The 16959-nt window shown below is 60.3% G+C and carries 19 protein-coding genes; 13 read left to right on the top strand and 6 right to left on the bottom strand.

Annotated elements, in window-relative coordinates; genetic code table 11:
* Window positions 1-12: 12 nt before the first annotated feature.
* Window positions 13-960 (top strand): phasin family protein, encoded by a 948-nt coding sequence (locus tag V7660_RS05855; protein WP_335602190.1) that lies wholly within the window; start codon window positions 13-15, stop codon window positions 958-960.
* Between the two features lie 54 nt (window positions 961-1014).
* On the opposite strand, the gene V7660_RS05850 is transcribed toward V7660_RS05855, so the two are convergent.
* On the bottom strand, window positions 1015-1647 hold the full coding sequence (locus V7660_RS05850) for a TetR/AcrR family transcriptional regulator (protein WP_335602189.1): 633 nt from the start codon (window positions 1645-1647) through the stop codon (window positions 1015-1017).
* Between the two features lie 155 nt (window positions 1648-1802).
* On the opposite strand from V7660_RS05850, the gene V7660_RS05845 reads away from it, so the two are divergent.
* Window positions 1803-3491: an alpha/beta fold hydrolase gene (locus tag V7660_RS05845; protein WP_335602188.1), complete on the top strand. Its 1689-nt coding sequence runs from the start codon at window positions 1803-1805 to the stop codon at window positions 3489-3491.
* A gap of 24 nt (window positions 3492-3515) precedes the next feature.
* Window positions 3516-4355: an alpha/beta fold hydrolase gene (locus tag V7660_RS05840; RefSeq protein ID WP_335602187.1), complete on the top strand. Its 840-nt coding sequence runs from the start codon at window positions 3516-3518 to the stop codon at window positions 4353-4355.
* Here V7660_RS05840 and V7660_RS05835 read toward each other — a convergent pair whose 3' ends face one another.
* A complete protein-coding gene (locus tag V7660_RS05835) occupies window positions 4356-4919 on the bottom strand; it encodes an Hpt domain-containing protein (RefSeq protein ID WP_335602186.1) in 564 nt (187 codons plus the stop codon). It abuts the gene before it with no gap.
* A 77-nt stretch (window positions 4920-4996) separates the two neighbouring features.
* Entirely contained in the window at window positions 4997-5761 is a 765-nt protein-coding gene (locus V7660_RS05830) for an NAD kinase (protein WP_335602185.1), read from the bottom strand.
* Window positions 5762-5930: 169 nt separating this feature from the next.
* Between V7660_RS05830 and V7660_RS05825 the strand changes: the two genes are divergently transcribed.
* Both V7660_RS05825 and hemA read left to right on the top strand, forming a co-directional pair.
* The gene (locus V7660_RS05825; protein ID WP_335602184.1) at window positions 5931-6722 is read left to right on the top strand and encodes a class II aldolase/adducin family protein; all 792 of its coding nucleotides are present in this window, start codon (window positions 5931-5933) and stop codon (window positions 6720-6722) included.
* 103 nt (window positions 6723-6825) lie between these two features.
* Window positions 6826-8043, top strand: coding sequence for a 5-aminolevulinate synthase (hemA, locus tag V7660_RS05820; protein ID WP_335602183.1), 1218 nt, complete (start codon window positions 6826-6828; stop codon window positions 8041-8043).
* Between the two features lie 13 nt (window positions 8044-8056).
* Here hemA and V7660_RS05815 read toward each other — a convergent pair whose 3' ends face one another.
* Window positions 8057-8479 (bottom strand): MucR family transcriptional regulator, encoded by a 423-nt coding sequence (locus V7660_RS05815; RefSeq protein ID WP_335602182.1) that lies wholly within the window; start codon window positions 8477-8479, stop codon window positions 8057-8059.
* Window positions 8480-8702: 223 nt separating this feature from the next.
* On the opposite strand from V7660_RS05815, the gene glyA reads away from it, so the two are divergent.
* The 7 genes from glyA to nusB are packed head-to-tail and all read left to right on the top strand — an operon-like array spanning window position 8703 to window position 13799.
* On the top strand, window positions 8703-10010 hold the full coding sequence (gene glyA, locus V7660_RS05810) for a serine hydroxymethyltransferase (RefSeq protein ID WP_335602181.1): 1308 nt from the start codon (window positions 8703-8705) through the stop codon (window positions 10008-10010).
* Window positions 10011-10016: 6 nt separating this feature from the next.
* The gene (gene nrdR, locus V7660_RS05805; protein WP_335602180.1) at window positions 10017-10487 is read left to right on the top strand and encodes a transcriptional regulator NrdR; all 471 of its coding nucleotides are present in this window, start codon (window positions 10017-10019) and stop codon (window positions 10485-10487) included.
* Window positions 10484-11131 carry a RibD family protein gene (locus V7660_RS05800; RefSeq protein ID WP_335602179.1) on the top strand — a complete coding sequence of 216 codons (648 nt, stop codon included), beginning with the start codon at window positions 10484-10486 and terminating at the stop codon, window positions 11129-11131. Before nrdR ends, V7660_RS05800 begins: the two co-directional genes overlap by 4 nt.
* A gap of 22 nt (window positions 11132-11153) precedes the next feature.
* The gene (locus V7660_RS05795) at window positions 11154-11774 is read left to right on the top strand and encodes a riboflavin synthase (RefSeq protein WP_335602178.1); all 621 of its coding nucleotides are present in this window, start codon (window positions 11154-11156) and stop codon (window positions 11772-11774) included.
* Between the two features lie 5 nt (window positions 11775-11779).
* Window positions 11780-12907 (top strand): 3,4-dihydroxy-2-butanone-4-phosphate synthase, encoded by a 1128-nt coding sequence (ribB, locus tag V7660_RS05790; protein WP_206990410.1) that lies wholly within the window; start codon window positions 11780-11782, stop codon window positions 12905-12907.
* Entirely contained in the window at window positions 12907-13335 is a 429-nt protein-coding gene (ribH, locus tag V7660_RS05785; protein WP_335602177.1) for a 6,7-dimethyl-8-ribityllumazine synthase, read from the top strand. The genes ribB and ribH overlap by 1 nt, the downstream gene beginning before the upstream one ends.
* On the top strand, window positions 13332-13799 hold the full coding sequence (gene nusB, locus V7660_RS05780; protein WP_335602176.1) for a transcription antitermination factor NusB: 468 nt from the start codon (window positions 13332-13334) through the stop codon (window positions 13797-13799). Before ribH ends, nusB begins: the two co-directional genes overlap by 4 nt.
* A 308-nt stretch (window positions 13800-14107) precedes the next feature.
* Here the strand turns inward: nusB and V7660_RS05775 are convergent, their stop codons facing one another.
* Together V7660_RS05775 and erpA are read right to left on the bottom strand one after the other, a co-directional pair.
* Window positions 14108-15289 (bottom strand): epoxide hydrolase family protein, encoded by a 1182-nt coding sequence (locus V7660_RS05775; protein WP_335602175.1) that lies wholly within the window; start codon window positions 15287-15289, stop codon window positions 14108-14110.
* 57 nt (window positions 15290-15346) lie between these two features.
* Window positions 15347-15688 (bottom strand): iron-sulfur cluster insertion protein ErpA, encoded by a 342-nt coding sequence (erpA, locus tag V7660_RS05770; protein WP_335602174.1) that lies wholly within the window; start codon window positions 15686-15688, stop codon window positions 15347-15349.
* A gap of 27 nt (window positions 15689-15715) precedes the next feature.
* Here erpA and V7660_RS05765 point away from each other — a divergent pair, with 27 nt between their 5' ends.
* Window positions 15716-16888, top strand: a complete 1173-nt coding sequence (locus V7660_RS05765) for a deoxyguanosinetriphosphate triphosphohydrolase (RefSeq protein WP_335602173.1) — start codon at window positions 15716-15718, stop codon at window positions 16886-16888.
* Window positions 16889-16959 lie beyond the last annotated feature (71 nt).

Genomic DNA, 16959 nt, shown 5'->3' with positions numbered 1-16959 from the left:
GGAGTGCCATACATGGCCAAGAAAAATGAGAAGAAGGTGAAAGCGAAGCCGGCGAAGGCCGCGAGCGCAAAAGCCTCCAAATCCCTCAAGAAGCCCGGCAAGGCCAAGAAGGCTGCGAAGGCGCCTGAACTGAACAGCGCTGACATGGCGCACAAGATCTGGCTCGCCGGCGTGGGCGCCTACGGCAAGGCTTATGACAAGGCGATTGCCAACACCAAGACGTTCAACAAGCAATCGACCGAACTGTTTGAAGACCTCGTCAAGCGCGGCGAAGCGATCGAACAGGACGTGCGCGCGCGGGTACAGGACAATGAAGTCGTCCAGACCGCAACGAAGAGCGCCGCGAAGTATGCCGATGTGGCGCGCGAATTCCAGACCCAGGCACGCGACGAATTCGAGGCCCGTATGGAACGCATGCGCGACCTGCTCGGCGTCAAGGGCCTTGGCAAGAAAGGCAGCAAGCTGGCCGCCAAGCTCGACAAGCTGGAAGACGAAGTTGCCGAGACCGTGTCCAAGGCGCGCACGAAGTCCAAGGATCGCAGCAATGAACTGAAGCAGCGCATCACCCGCCTGACGGAAGAGATCGAAGCGGTTGCGACCGAAAGCGGCGCCGATCTGATGAAGACCGGCAAGAAGGCGGCGCAGCGTACAACGAAAGCGGTTCAGCAAGCCGTTGCGAAACCCGTGGCAGACACGCCGAAGCCAGCCGCAAAAGCCAAGCCGGCCGCTGCGAAGGCGAAGCCTGCTGCAGCCGCCCCGGCGAAGGCCGATGATTTCACGCTGCTGAATGGCGTCGGCCCGGCGCTCGCTGCCAAGCTGAAGGCTGCCGGCATCAAGCGTTTTGCTGACATTGCCGCGCTGAAGAAGGCCGACATTGAGGCGCTTGATGCCAAGATCATGGCCCGTGGCCGCATTGCGCGCGACGAATGGGTGAAGCAAGCCAAAGTGCTGATGAAATAATCCGGCACGATTATGAAACGGGTGAGGGCGGTTCCGTGCGGGGCCGCCCTTTCCTTATGCGACGACGGTATCGTAGTGCTCGAACAGGTCGGTCAGGGTCTCGACGCCCTGGTCGCCCATATAGGGCGGCAGCAGGCACATGACCTGAAGCACCGTCTTGTGGATCAGGGTGGGCCCGTCATGGCAGTCCGCATTCAAATGGTCTTCGGCCAGCCAGAAGGTCAGCGTCGTCATGACCTGGTCAGTCAGGACCTCCCGCAAGCGAGGATCAAGCCGCAGGACCGATCCTGCGGTCAGCTCATCGAACATGTCCACCAGCGCAGTTCGCATCTGGGCCAGGAGGGATCTGAACCGGGAGGCAAGGTCAGGATACCGATCAAGCAGCAGACCGAGGTCGCGATAGAAGAAGCGGAAATCATAGATTTCCTCGAGCAGGATGTAGAGATAGACCCAGCTGTCTTCGAGACTGGCAACGCGCCCACGTGAGCCCCTCAGGATGATACGCATCTCATCTTCGAACCGGTCGAACAGGGCGTGGATGATCGCGTCCTTGCCCTTGAAATGGTAGTAGAGATTGCCGGGACTGATATCGAGGGCATTGGAAATATCGACAGCCGTCTGCGGGGCTTCTCCTTCTTCATTGAAGAGAAGCAGGCTGACGTGAAGTATGCGGTCGCGTGTTTTCATGGCCTGATACGGTATTTGACACGCAATTCTCACTATGGAACGAATTTTATTTGAAATTTTGATGTATCCTTTTTCCGAATGCGAAAGAGGCCCAATAAAAAAGAGCCGGCATCTGCCCGTGGCAGGCATGACCGGACAATCGAGGGGAGAGGGCAATGAGACGCTCGAAGAACGGCCTTGCGGGCGAGGCCGCGAAGGCGATGAAGACCATGAACCCCTTCCTGTCGGGGTCAGACCCACAGGAGAGGATTGGCGCCGTCGCAATGATGTTGCGCTCGACCATGAAGAACCCCGCCATAACAGCGAAGGCGGCAAGCCGCATCGCATCTGACAGCGCAAAGATCATGATGGGCCAGTCCGACCGCGCCGCCGATCCACGTGATCGGCGCTTCAAGGATTCAGCCTGGTCTGAAAACCCTTTCTACAAGCGCGGCATGCAAGCCTATTTGTCCACGCAGGAACATCTGAATGATTGGGTGGCCAATCTCAGCATGACTGAACTGGAACATGCGCGCGCGAAATTCCTGACCAGCATGATCACGGATGCAATGGCGCCAACCAATACGCTGCTCGGCAATCCGGCTGCCAGCAAGAAGGTGATGGAATCCGGTGGCATGTCCCTGTTGAAGGGGCTGAAGAATGCGTACACGGATATTACGAAGAATGGCGGCTTGCCGAGTCAGGTCGACAAGCGGCCTTTTCAAGTGGGAAAGAATCTCGCGACGTCGCGTGGCAAAGTAATCTGGAAGAACGAGATGCTGGAGCTGATCCAGTATGAGCCGACCACCGACAAGGTACACCGCACGCCGATCCTGATCGTCCCGCCCCAGATCAACAAATTCTATGCGATGGATTTGTCGCCCGCCATTTCGATGGTTCAGTTCCTGATGGCGCAGCAGATGCAGACCTTTGTCGTCTCCTGGCGCAACCCGCAGAAGGAGCACGCGCATTGGGGCATGAGCGCCTATGTCGACAGCCTGATCCAGGCGAGCGAAGTGATCCGCAATGTCTCCCGCTCGAAGAAGGTGAATATCGCCGGCGCCTGTTCGGGCGGTATCACGGCCGCAACGCTGGCCAGCCTGTTTGCGGCGGCAGGCGACGACCGGATCAATTCCCTGACCTTCATGGTCTGTGTGCTCAATCCCCAGCGGGAGGACAGCGAGCTCGGACAGATCGTGTCTGACCAGAGTCTTGAAGTTGCGCGCAAGTATTCAAAACGCAAGGGCGTGCTGAAAGGGGATGATCTTGCGCGCATGTTTGCCTGGATGCGTCCCAACGATCTTGTCTGGAATTATGTCGTGAACAATTACCTGATGGGCGAGGATCCGCCGCCTTTCGATATCCTGTTCTGGAACAATGATTCCACGAATCTGCCGGCCCAGCTGCATTCGGACTATCTCGACATGGGCCTGAACCAGCCCTTCAGCCATCCGGGTGAGTTCGAGGTCGCGGGCCACGCAGTCGATCTCTCCAAGGTCACGGCCGACGCTTTCGTCGTTGGCGGGCTGACGGACCACATCACGCCGTGGAAAGCCTGTTACCGGACAACGCAGCTCCTTGGATCAGAGAAAGTCGAATTTGTCCTGTCTTCCAGCGGGCATATCCAGTCGCTGCTGAACCCGCCCGGCAATCCGAAAGCTAAGATGTTTCGGAATTCCGACATTCCAGCAGATGCTGACACATGGGCAGCCCAGGCCAAGGAGGAAGTCGGCAGCTGGTGGCCCGTCTGGGGGCAATGGCTGAAGGATCGTTCCGGCACACTCAAAGCTGCGCCCCGGACTTGCGGGAACGAGACATTCCCGGCTCTCTATGAGGCACCCGGTCGTTACGTGTTCGATGACTAGGGTGCATAATTGACTGGAGCCATCATGACGTCGCCCAAACGCCTGCCCACGATTGCGACCCATGATGTGGACGGCATCCAGCTGCGCACAGCGCGGTGGATGGCGCCGGGCAATTCCGGGCAACGCCCCTTGCTGTTCTTCAATGGCATCGGCGCGAACCTCGAACTGACGCTGGGCCTTGGCGATATGTTCCCCGACAGGGAGATCATCACCTTCGATGTTCCCGGTGTGGGCCTCAGCCCCGTCACCAGCTGGCCGTACCGGCCCTGGATGCTGGCCCGCTGGACGCGCAAGCTGCTGGATTTGCAGGGCATCGAAGACGTGGATGTGATGGGCGTTTCATGGGGCGGGGCCATGGCGCAGCAATTCGCCTTCCAGTATCGGCGCCGTGTGGGAAAGCTTATCCTGTGTGCGACCACAGCGGGCATGACCATGATCCCCGGCCATCCGAGAGCGCTGTCAAAGATGGCGGATACACGGCGCTATTCAGATCCGGACTTCATGCGGAAGAGCTTCGAGTCGCTCTATGGCGAAGCGGTCGACGGAGAGGCCGGCAATCATATCGACAATCTCCTGCCGCCCGACCCGAAAGGCTATGTCTACCAATTGCTGGCCTTCCTCGGCTGGTCGAGCTTGCCCTTCATTCGTCTCCTGAGCATGCCCACTCTGGTTCTGATGGGCGATCAGGACACGATCGTGCCCGTGGCGAACGGCCATATTCTGCGTGTGGCGCTGCCGGATGCGCGCCTTCATGTGATTGAGGGCGGGGGGCATCTCTTCCTGGTGACGCGGGCGAGCGAAACGGCAGGACTCATCCGAGGGTTTCTGGGGGAAGCAGAAGAGTCGCCGCAGGCGGCAGCCTGATCAGGTCTTCGATGTTTTCACGGCGACACGTTCTTCAAGCGCATCACACACGGCATCGGCGACCGACTGAGCGGCATCGCCCCGGCCAATCGACCCATAGGCGGCCATGCAGGCTTCAACATGGAGATTGATGAGCGCGCCATTCTGGCCCGGCTCCGTTTCCGCCAGCAGCATGCAGAGCGATCCGCACAGACGTGATACGGCGGGATAGCCGTAGGAGGTGGCGACCCCGCGAATGTTATGGGCGCAGGTTTCAAGCAGTTTGTAGTCAGTCTGGCTGGCGCCTTCGATCTTTGCGGTGGCCCACGCGGCTTTCAGGCGATCGAGGTCTGCCTCCATCCATGCATCGAACCGGGACGACAAATCTTCCACAGCCGCTTCGGCGCGATCCCCCAATTCATCCGGGTCGTGTCCGACATCCGGCGCGTCCACCTGATCCTCTGCGGCGACAGGCGCCGGCGGCATCTTGATGACGCGGCTGATGTCGGGCGTGACCGAGGCGGCAGGCTGGTCAGACTTCGAACCTGAAGCGGGTTTGAGCTTGTGAATCAGTGCCTTGAACATGGCGAATCCCTGTATTTCCGGGAAACCCTACCGTTCAAGCCTTAACGCTTTCCTGATCCAAGAACTTTGAAATCACATCAGAAACCGAACTGTTCCCGCAGGATGCGCTCATCCAGAGCGTGGCCGGGATCAAACAGCATGGTTAACCGGCGGCGGTCTTCCTGAACATCCACGCTAACTATGTCGCGGACTTCCTGATTGTCTGCTGCCGCTGCAACAGGGCGCAGGATCGGGGCGATCACATCGATGCGGACATGCGCGTTGCGGCGGAGCAGGGCGCCTTTCCAGCGGCGCGGCCGGAAGGCGCTGACCGGGGTGAGCGCGAGCAGGCCGGCGCCAATCGGCAGGATGGGGCCGTGGGCTGACAGATTGTAGGCCGTCGAGCCGGCAGGTGTCGCGACCATCAAGCCGTCACAGGCCAGCTCTTCCATGCGGGTCTTTCCATCGACCGTGATCCGGAACCGCGAGGTCTGGGCAGTCTGGCGGAACATGGAGACTTCATTGATGGCGAGGGCACGGTGCTCATGCTCGTGCACATCCCGCGCTGTCATGCGCAGCGGGGAGATGACGGCGCGTTCGGCAGCATTGATCCGGTCCGGCAGGTCGTCGATGCCGAATTCGTTCATCAGGAAGCCGACCGTACCGCGGTTCATGCCATAGACCGGCTTGCCGCCCTCGAACTGACGGCGCAGCGAATCCAGCATGGCGCCGTCGCCGCCAAGCGCCACGATGACGTCGGCATCGTCCTCGGAGCACTGACCGTACTTCTTGGTCAGTACGGACAGGGCCTCCTGGGCTTCAGGGCGCTTCGAGGCGTAAAAATGCAGGCGTAAACCACTCATGGTGGCCCATCTGCTTTGCGAAGGGCCGGAGCGTCAAGGCGCTTTCTGGGATGCCGCCGCGTGCAGCCGCCAGGCCCGGTTCTGCAAGATGACGCAAGTGTCAGCTTTTTCTGGCCTGCCAGCAGGTTTTCCGCTAGTTTACGTCAAAACATATCAGGGAGTTTCGAACATGGCCGATGGCGCGCAGAAAATAGACATCCGTTCCTCCGTTTCAGCAGAGGAGTGGCAGGCCCGCGTGGACCTTGCGGCGCTTTACCGTCTGATCGCCCTGCATGGTTGGGACGACATGATCTTCACGCACATCTCCCACCGCGTGCCCGGCCCGGATCATCACTTCCTGATCAATCCCTATGGCTATTTCTTCGAGGAAATTACCGCCTCCTCGCTCGTGAAAGTCGATCTGGAAGGCAACATTGTCCAGGAGACCGAGAATTTCATCAATCCGGCGGGCTTTACCATTCACTCGGCGATCCATGATGCGCGCGATGATGCCCAGGTCGTGATCCATGTCCACACCGATCAGGGCGTTGCGGTTTCCGCGCAGAAGGAAGGCCTGATGCCGCTGAGCCAGACGGCCATGATCGTGCGGGAGGATATTGCCTATCATGATTATGAAGGCATCGCGCTCGATCTGGACGAGCGGGAGCGCCTGGTGGCCGACCTCGGCCCGAAGAAGCACTCCATGCTGCTGCGCAATCACGGCACGCTGACCATCGGCGAAACCGCCGCCGCCGCCTTCACGCGAATGTTCTTCCTGGAGCGGGCCTGCAACATGCAGATCATGGCGCTCTCGGCGGGCCGTGACGGTGTGCTGGAATGCGAATCCGATCTGCAGGAAAAGGTTGCCGGCCAGGGCGGATTGACCGAGCAGAGCTCCGGAATGAACATGATCACGGAAAAGCTGATCTGGCCTGCGCTGATCCGCAAGCTGGATCGGCAGATGCCGGGATATGACGCCTAGGGGAATTCCCGTATGCGACAAAAGCTGTCCGCGACGTATGGAGCCATTATCAATCGTCGCTTTGGGCACTATGTAGGCTCGGGAAAGATCGGGAACTAAGCAGATGAAGCATCTGAAGGCCTTCGAGGACGCGCTCAACTCCATTCACGGCGAAGGCCGCTACCGCGTATTCGTGGACTTGCACCGTCACAAGGGCAGGTTCCCGAAGGCGACGGCGCGGTTCGAGGATGGCGAGCGCGAAGTCACCATCTGGTGCTCCAATGACTATCTCGGCATGGGTCAGGATGAGGATGTCATCAATTCCATGCACGAAGCCATCGACAGCTTCGGCGCAGGTTCCGGCGGCACGCGCAACATTTCCGGCACGACCCGGTACCATGTCGATCTTGAGCGCGAACTGGCCGACCTGCATGGCAAGGAAGCCGCGCTGCTGTTCACGTCCGGATACGTTTCGAACGAGGCCACGCTGTCGACCCTGGGCAAGATTCTGCCTGACCTGATCATCTATTCCGACTCGCTGAACCACGCCTCGATGATCGAAGGCATTCGTCGCTCCGGCGCGGACCGCCGCATCTTCCGGCACAATGATGTGGATCACCTCCGGGCGCTGATGGAGAATGACGATCCCGAGCGTCCGAAGCTGATCGCGTTCGAGAGTGTCTATTCCATGGATGGCGATTTCGGCCGGATGGAAGAGATTTGTGACCTTGCCGATGAGTTCGACGCGCTGACCTATCTCGACGAAGTACATGCCGTCGGCATGTATGGCGAGAACGGCGCCGGCGTCGCGGAGATGTGGGGTCTGGCCGATCGGATCGACATCATCGAGGGCACGCTTGGCAAGGCTTATGGTGTCATGGGTGGCTACATTGCCAGCCATGAGACCGTGGTCGATGCCATCCGCTCAATGGCTTCCGGCTTCATCTTCACGACGTCGACCTGTCCGGTCATGGCCGCAGGCGCCCTTGCCAGCATCCAGAAGCTGCGCAGCGATGCCGGCCGCGACTTGCGCCGCACGCATCAGGCCAATGCGGCGCTGCTGAAGCAGAAATTCCGCGATGCCGGTTTGCCAATGATCAAGACGGACACGCATATCGTGCCACTGCTCGTGGGCGATCCGGAACGCTGCAAGGCGCTGTCCGATACACTGCTGTTCGATTTCGGCATCTATGTTCAGCCGATCAACTATCCGACCGTGCCGAAGGGCACCGAACGCCTGCGCTTCACGCCGAGCCCGGTGCATGACGAAGTGATGATGGATGAGCTGGTGGCTGCAATTCTTGCGGTCTGGAAACAGCTGGGCCTCGACAAGGCGGCTTGACGCGCTTTCGCGCCTATTTGGTTTTCTTCGGCCTGGGCGCAGCCTTCTTGCCGAGCCCGATCTGCTTGGCGTGCTTTGAGCGCAGCTTTGCATAGTTAGGCGCGACCATTGGATAGTCTGCCGGCAAGCCCCATTTGGCGCGATACTCTTCGGGGGTCATGTCGAATTTCGAGCGCAGATACCGTTTGAGCATCTTGAGCTTGCGGCCGTCTTCCAGGCAGACGAGATAATCCGGCAGGATGGATTTCGAGATCGGCACGGCCGGATCCTGTGTCTCGACAACAGGCTCCACGGCATCCGCCAATCCCGAGACCGTCTCGAAGATGTTGCGGATGAGTTGTGGCAGCGCATCCGCCTCGACCTGGTTGTTCGACACATAGGACGAGACAATCTCGGCCGTCATGTCGAGCAGGTCAGATGTCTCGTATTCACTCATGGCTCATCAAGACTCTGTCAGGTATTTGGAACTTCAGCCGCACATTCAGGCCCCACCTTAACTTCTAAATACCACAGTTCTTCAAGTATTTGCACGACATTCCGAACACAATCCCTGAATATGCGCAGGCAAAGTGCGATATTGTGGCCAGAGCGCGCACCGATGGTTGCGACTTGACCCGCCTGAGCGTAAACAGCGCGAGACCCAGCAGGAGATTCGCACAATGGCAGACACAGCCCAGCCCGCCCGGTTCGACACCACGGATTTCTTCAGCCAGACTTTGGAAGAACGCGATCCGGAAGTGTTCGACGCGATCCGCAAGGAACGCACGCGCCAACAGCAGCAAATCGAGCTGATTGCTTCGGAAAACATTGTCTCCCAAGCCGTACTGGAAGCCCAGGGAACGGTCCTGACGAACAAGTACGCCGAGGGTTATCCGGGCAAACGCTATTATGGCGGCTGTGAGTTTGTTGACATTGCCGAAGAACTGGCCATCGCGCGGGCGAAAAAGCTGTTCAATTGCGGGTTTGCGAATGTTCAGCCGAATTCCGGCAGCCAGGCCAATCAGGGCGTATTCAACGCGGTCCTGAAGCCCGGAGACACAATTCTCGGCATGAGCCTCGACGCCGGGGGTCATTTGACTCATGGCGCGCGGCCCAATCAGTCGGGCAAATGGTTCAATGCCGTTCAATACGGGGTCAGCCGCGAAGACGACCGGATCGATTTTGTCGAAGTGGAGCGCCTGGCGAAGGCGCACCGTCCGCAGCTGATCATTGCGGGCGGCTCAGCCTATCCGCGTCAGATCGACTTCAAGCGCTTCCGTGAAATCGCGGACGAGGTTGGCGCACTATTCCTCGTAGATATGGCCCATTTTGCGGGTCTCGTTGCCGGCGGCGCGCATCCGAACCCGCTGGATCATGCCCACATCGCCACAACGACGACGCACAAGACGCTGCGCGGCCCGCGCGGCGGGATGATCCTGACCAATGACGAAGCGCTGGCGAAGAAGATCAATTCGGCGATCTTCCCCGGCATTCAGGGCGGGCCCCTGATGCATGTCATCGCGGCGAAAGCTGTGGCTTTCGGAGAAGCCTTGCGCCCGGACTTCAAAACCTATGCGGCCCAAGTCGTCGCCAATGCCCAAGCCATGTCAGAAGCCTGCAAGGCGAGCGGCCTGGACGTGGTGTCGGGCGGCACCGACACGCATGTGGCCTTGATTGATCTGCGTCCGAAAAATGTGACAGGCCGCGACGCCGAACATGCGCTGGAGCGGGCCTTCATCACCTGCAACAAGAATGGCGTACCGTTCGATCCCCAGAAACCGACCATCACCAGCGGTATCCGGGTGGGCTCACCAGCCGGCACAACCCGCGGGTTTGGCGAAGAGGAATTCACGCAGATCGGCAACTGGATAGGCGAGATCGTCGATGCGGTCGCGTCCGGCGAAAGCACATCCGCCGAGGACAAGGTGCGCGCAGAGGTGAAAGCCCTGACCGCGCAATTCCCGATCTATAATGGATTGGGGGCCTGATAGACCTTGCGTTGCCCGTTCTGCGGTTCCGAGAACACATCGGTGAAGGACAGCCGGTCGGCTGAAGACAACACGGCTGTGCGCCGTCGGCGGGTGTGCGAGGCGTGTGGCGCCCGGTTCACGACGTTTGAACGGGTCCAGTTGCGGGAGATAACCGTGGTCAAGCGTGACGGCAAACGGGTGCCCTTCGACCGGGACCGGCTGACCCGGTCTATCACCATCGCCCTGCGCAAACGCCCGGTGGACCGCGAACAGATCGACCAGATGGTGTCCGGCATTGCCCGGAAGCTGGAAAGTGGGGGCGAGACGGAAGTCAGCTCCAATGATGTCGGTGAGTTCGCCATGGAAGCGCTGCGTCAGGTCGATCCGGTCGGCTATGTGCGCTTTGCCAGCGTCTACAAGGATTTCCGCGACCCGAACGATTTCGCCCAATTCATCGAGCAGACGTCGCTGGAAGATGAAGGCGACGCCGGATGAGCGGGGTCAAGGTCACCCTGAAAATTGCCACATCGCTGGATGCCCGCATTGCTCTGTCTGATGGGACGAGCCAGTGGATCACGTGCAGCGAGTCCCGGGCCAGGGCGCATGAGTTGCGGGCCGCGCATGATGCGGTGCTGGTGGGAATTGGCACCGTCCTGGCCGATGACCCCTTGCTGACCGCCCGCACCGTGCCGCTGCCGAAAACCCAGCCCGTGCGCATTGTGGCAGATTCTCACGGCCGCACACCGCGCAGTTCCCGTCTCGTTCAATCTGTTTCATCCGGCCGCGTGGTTGTGGCCACGAATGGCCAGCCGCAGGATATTCTTGCGGCAAGCGGGGTCGAGATCTGGCGCTGTGGCAAGGGCATTCGCGTGGACGTGAATGACCTGCTTCACAGGGCGGAGATCGAAGGCATTTCCTCCCTCCTGATCGAGGGCGGCGGGACGCTGACCGCCAGCTTCATCCGCGAGGGCCTGGTGCATGAGATTGCCTGGTTCCGGGCGCCTATCCTGATCGGCGGAGACGGCCTGCCTGCCTTAGGGGCGCTGGGCCTGTCTGATCTCAAGGAGGCGTCACGTTGGCGCGCTATCGCGACGGAACGGATTGGGGTTGACGTTCTGGACACCTATGTACGGGTCTGAATAAGAAACTGAGGGCAGAGAAATGTTTACAGGCCTCGTCACCGATGTCGGGACCATCCGATCCGTGGAGGACCGCAATGGGCTTCGCCGGTTCGAGGTCGAAAGCCGCTACAAACTGGAAGATATCGCCATGGGTGCGTCCATCATGCATTCGGGCGTGTGCCTGACGGTCGTGGACATGGGGCAGGGCGAGCGCGGCGCGTGGTTTGCGACCGAAGCTGTGCCGGAAACCCTGTCCAAGACCATTCTGGGCGACTGGACGGTCGGATCTCACATCAATCTGGAACAGAGCCTGAAGCTCGGCGACGAATTGGGCGGCCATTTCGTCTTTGGCCATGTCGATGGGGTCGGGCAGGTCGTCTCGGTCGCGCCTGAAGGCGAGAGCTGGCGTCTGACCATCCGTCCGCCGGAAGGCATTGCGCGCTACTTCGCCACCAAGGGTTCTGCGGCCGTGAATGGTGTGTCCCTGACGGTGGCAGAAGCCCTGCCGAATGGCGATTTCGAGTTGGCGATCATTCCTCACACTTGGGAGGTGACCACACTCAACCAGTTGCAGCCCGGCTCCAGCGTCAATCTTGAGATCGACATGCTGGCACGCTACGTGGCGCGGATGATCGGCGCCGATGCGCCAGAGGGGCAATAGGCATTATGAGCAGCGAATTCCATCAGGCAATCTCCTCGATTGACGAGATCATCGAAGATGCCCGCAATGGCCGGATGTATATCCTGGTCGATGCAGAGGACCGGGAGAATGAGGGCGACCTGATCATTCCGGCCAATTTTGCCACGCCGGAACATGTGAACTTCATGGCACGCCATGGCCGGGGCCTGATCTGCCTGGCGATGGGCCAGGAGCGTGCGCATACGCTGAATCTCGACATGATGACCCGGAACAATCGGGAAAGCATGGGAACGGCCTTCACGGTCTCCATCGAAGCGAAAGATGGCGTCACGACGGGCATTTCGGCCCATGACCGTGCCCGGACAATCGCCGTCGCCATCGACCCGACCAAGGATCATGAGGACATCGTTTCCCCCGGACACGTCTTCCCGCTGATTGCCCGCGAAGGCGGCACGCTGGTGCGGGCGGGCCATACCGAGGCGGCGGTCGATATTTCCCGTATGGCGGGGCTCTATCCGGCCGGTGTGATCTGCGAGATCATGAATGAAGACGGCACCATGTCCCGTCTTCCGGAACTGGTCGCGTTCGCCCAGCTGCACAATCTGAAGATCGGCACGATTGCGGACCTGATTGCGTGGCGCCGCAAGAATGACCGGTTCATGGAGCGCCGCGTCGAAGCGCCTCTCGATTCCGGTTACGGGGAAGGGTTCCGGACGGTCTGTTTCCGCAATGCGCTCGACAATTCCGAGCATATCGCGATCGTTCACGGGGACATCACGCCGGACAGCACAACGCTGGTGCGGGTACACCGGATGGACATCCTGTCGGACGTGCTGGGAGAAAATGGCCCAAGACACGGTCTGGTTGAGCGCGCGATGCGCGTGATTGCAGACGCCGAAGAGCCGGGGGTTGTCGTGTTCGTGAACACGATGCGGCCGAACATCATTGCCGAGCGGCTGGGCCTGAAGCCCTCAGTGGCCCCCGATCCGACCGCGCCCATTCGCGAATACGGTGTCGGCGCGCAAATCCTGCGGGATTTGGGGGTGCGCCGCATGATCTACCTGTCTGGAACGCAGCCCACCCGCTTGGCAGGCCTTGACGGCTACGGCCTGACGATAGAGGGGTGGCGCAATCTTCATGAGGAGAACAATTGATGGCAGACCGCGTTCTTGTCGCCATTTCGAAATATTACAAGCACATCTCCGATGAGCTGGAAGCTGGCGCGCTGGAAGCTCTTGAAGCTGCTGGCGCGAAAGTGACGGTCATGGAAGTGCCGGGCGCGTTCGAACTGCCAGGCCTGATTGCCATGGCGGCCGACAGTGGCCGGTTTGATGGCGCCGTGGCGCTGGGCTGCGTGATCCGGGGCGAAACCACCCATTACGACTATGTCTGTGGCGAAAGCGCCCGCGGTCTGATGGATCTGATCGTGCAGCGTCGCCAGGCGATTGGCTACGGCATCCTGACCGTCGAGAATGAAGAGCAGGCGCTCGCCCGCGCTGACCGCAAGCGCGGCAACAAGGGCAAGGACGCCGCCGAGGCCTGTCTGGCCATGATCAAATTCCGCAAGGAACTCATTCGGTGAGCGACCAGAACATTCCCTTCGAGGTTACACGGGCGAGGCGGGCGGGAGCGCGCCTCGCAGCCGTTCAGGCGCTTTATGAAATGGAGCAGACTGGCAAGTCGGCCCGCGCGACCATCCGCGCCTTCATGGAAGACCGTCTCGGCATCGGCCCCAATGAGGAACCGATCGAGGAAGCCGACCCGGACATTTTCAAATCCATCGTGAACGCAGTCGTTGACCATCAGGCTGCCATCGACAAGGCGATCCTTGGACGGCTTGCAAAAGGATGGAAGCTGACACGGCTGGACGCAACCATGCGCGCCCTGCTGCGCGCGGGGTCTGCTGAATTCATCGCGCACCAACACCTGTCGAACGCCATCATCCTGGATGAATATGTGTCGCTGGCGCATGATTTCTTCGATGAGCAGGAAGCGAAATTCGCCAATGCCGTGCTGGATAATCTGGCCAAAGACCTGCGCAAATAGCCGGACTGGCGAATGCCATCCGGTTTGTGCGGGGATCGGTCCTTGCGGATAGGAGCGGGGCTCCACGGGCACGAGGACGAATAGTCAAATTACAGGATAGTAGGTGCCCCCATGCATTGGGGCCCGTCCCATCCGCGCGGTGAAACTCGGCAGGTCGCCAGACCAGACTGCCGCATTCCACCAGACCTTGCTGCGGAAGAAGACGAAAACCCCGCAGCAGGGCCAGAATAGACGGCTTCACCCAGCGGTCGGATTGGTCACGCGCCATCGCCTGGACACGTTAGGATCCCCCTGCGGACAGGCAGCCATTAGCCCTCGGGGTCGGCCACGCTGTTGCCCCAGGCGCGGATCTCTTCGACATAAAGCTCCGGCTCTTCCATCGCCGCGAAATGCCCGCCGCGCGGCAAATCCGTCCAGCGGGTGAGGTTGTAAGCCCGTTCGAACCAGCTCTGCGGAGCGGGTTTGTAGACAGGCTCACCGGGGAAGTTCGCAAACGCCGTGGGCGTCTCGCACCGGACACCTTCCGGCAGGGCATTGCCGCCTTCCTGCGCAAAGCCATTGTAGAACCAGACGCTGGTGGCGATGGCATCATTGACCAGATAGATCATCACATTGGTGAGCAGCTGGTCCTTGGAGTAGGTATCCAATAGTCCGCCCTCGGACAGGTCTGACCAGCCATTGAATTTCTCGAGGATCCATGCGGCGGTGCCGACCGGGGAATCCATCAGCGCCATCGCCAGCGTCTGGGGCTTGGTCATCTGTTCCATCAGATAGGCGCCTTCGCGCTGCATGGCCTCCTGCGATGCGGCCAGCCATTCGCCTTCGGCCTCTGTCTGGGGCGTGGCGGGGGTCGGCCGGAAGCCGACCATGTTCAGATGGATCGCGCGGCAGCCGCCCTTGCCATCGACCGTGCCATGATTGAGGCCGAGCCAGGAGGTCACCATGCTGCCCCAGTCGCCGCCCTGGGCGAGGTAGGTTTCGTATTTCAGCACGTCGCGCATCAGCCTGTCCCAGAGCGCCGCAGTGGCGCGTGGCCCGATGGGAGATTTCGGGCGCCCGGAGAAGCCATAGCCGGGCAGGGAGGGAATGATCAGGTCAAAGGCGTCTTCGGCCTTACCGCCATGATTCGAGGGAAAGGCGAGCGGGCCGATGGTGTCCCAGAATTCAAACACGGAACCGGGCCAGCCATGTGTGATGAGCAGGGGGCGGCGACCGCCCGCTTCGCCGACGACATGGACATAGTGGATGACCTGGCCGTCGATTTCGACCTTGTAACTGGGATACCTGTTCAGGATTTCCTCGGACTTGCGCCAGTCATAACCCGCGATCCAGTAGCGCTGAATATCCTTCATGACCTTTGTGGACATGCCGTAGGCAAAGCCCTCTTCATTGGCCGGGGCCGGAAACCAGTCATATGCCTTCACCCGCGCCATGATGGCATCGAGCTTGTTCTGTGGGATGTCTATGCGAAAGGTCTTGGGGGTCGGCATGGCATGTCCTCGCTAGGGTAAACCCATCCTGGCGGTCTTGCCGTGGGGCGACGCAAGTTAAATCGAGAAACTGGTGCCGCAGCCGCACGCCGCCGTGGCGTTCGGATTGCTGATCTTGAAGGCGGCGCCGATCAGTTCCGTGCTGAAGTCGATCTCGGACCCGGCCAGAAATTCCAGGCTCATTTCGTCGATCAGCACTTTTGCGCCATCGCGCTCCACCACGAGGTCGTCATCATTGATGGCCGTGTCAAAGTCGAATTTGTAGGAAAAGCCCGAACAGCCGCCCCCATCGACAGACACACGTAAAAACTCCGCGCCGTCCTGTTTGGCCAGAATCGCATTAATCCGCTTGGCAGCCGAGGCTGTAAGGGTCACATCGGGGGCAGTTGTCGTGCTCATGACCTCAACATAGGGATTCCCGAGCCAATGGAAAAGAGATCAGTGTATGCCACGCGGCACGAAGATAGCCGGGGCCGGTATTTCCCGGAGGCGCCATCGGCGACCCGGACGCCGTTCCAGCGGGATCGCGACCGGATCATCCACTCGACCGCCTTCCGGCGATTGAAGCAGAAAACTCAGGTTTTCGTCGCACATGAGGGGGATCATTTCCGCACCCGCCTGACGCATTCCCTCGAAGTGGCCCAGATTGCCCGCAGCATCGCCCGGACGCTCGGCCTGGATGAAGACCTTGCCGAAGCGCTGGCCCTCGCCCACGATATGGGCCATCCGCCCTTTGGCCATGCCGGAGAGGACCAGCTGGATGCGTGCATGGCGGAGTATGAGGGATTTGACCACAACGCCCAGACGCTGCGCATCGTCACCAAGCTCGAAGTCCGCTACCCGAACTTCGAAGGCCTGAACCTGACCTGGGAGCTGCTTGAAGGACTGGTCAAACACAATGGCCCGATGGTCACGCAGGATGCGCCGCTGGAGTCGCTGCCGGCTGCCTTCCGCGAATATGCGAATTTCATGGACCTTGAACCGCACCAGTTCGCCGGGCCGGAGGCGCAGGTGGCGGCCCTGTCAGACGATATCGCGTATAACAATCACGATATTGATGACGGCATCGCCGCGGGCCTGTTCACCATCGACGATTTGATGGACCTGCCGATCGTCGGAGACGAGTTTCGGGCCGTGAAGCTTGAATATCCGCATCTCAGCAACCGTATGGTGTCCTATGAAGCGGTGAGGCGCCTGATCGGCCTGTGGGTGAACGATCTGACGGCGGAAACCACCCGGCGCGCGAAACAGTATGCGCCCCAGAGCGCGGCAGACGTGCGCGCGATGGAGGTGCCCTTGGTGGCGTTTTCGGAGGAACTCGAAAGCCGCCAGCGCGCCCTGAGAGCGTTTCTGTATGAGCGGATGTACAAGCATTACACGGTGAACCGGATGCGCAGCAAAGCCAAACGGATGCTGGCCGAACTGTTCGAGATATTCCTGACCGAGCCGGATACGCTGCCATCTCCGTGGCGGCAGGATGCGTCCCAGGCCAGTGAGCCACGGCGGGCGCGCATAGTTTGCGACTACATTGCCGGGATGACCGATTCCTACGCAATCGAGGAGCATCGCCGGCTCTTCCACCCGGATGTGCTGCGCTAGCCACACTCTGCCCACTTTCCCAGTGTTAACCCGTTCTGCGGCCTTTGCGGGCTGTGAAACCTAAGGGATAT

This window comes from Hyphomonas sp. (genome assembly GCF_036964145.1).
Lineage (GTDB): Bacteria > Pseudomonadota > Alphaproteobacteria > Caulobacterales > Hyphomonadaceae > Hyphomonas.
Note: the sequence above shows the minus strand (reverse complement) of the source record. Positions and strands in the feature narration are given on the sequence as shown.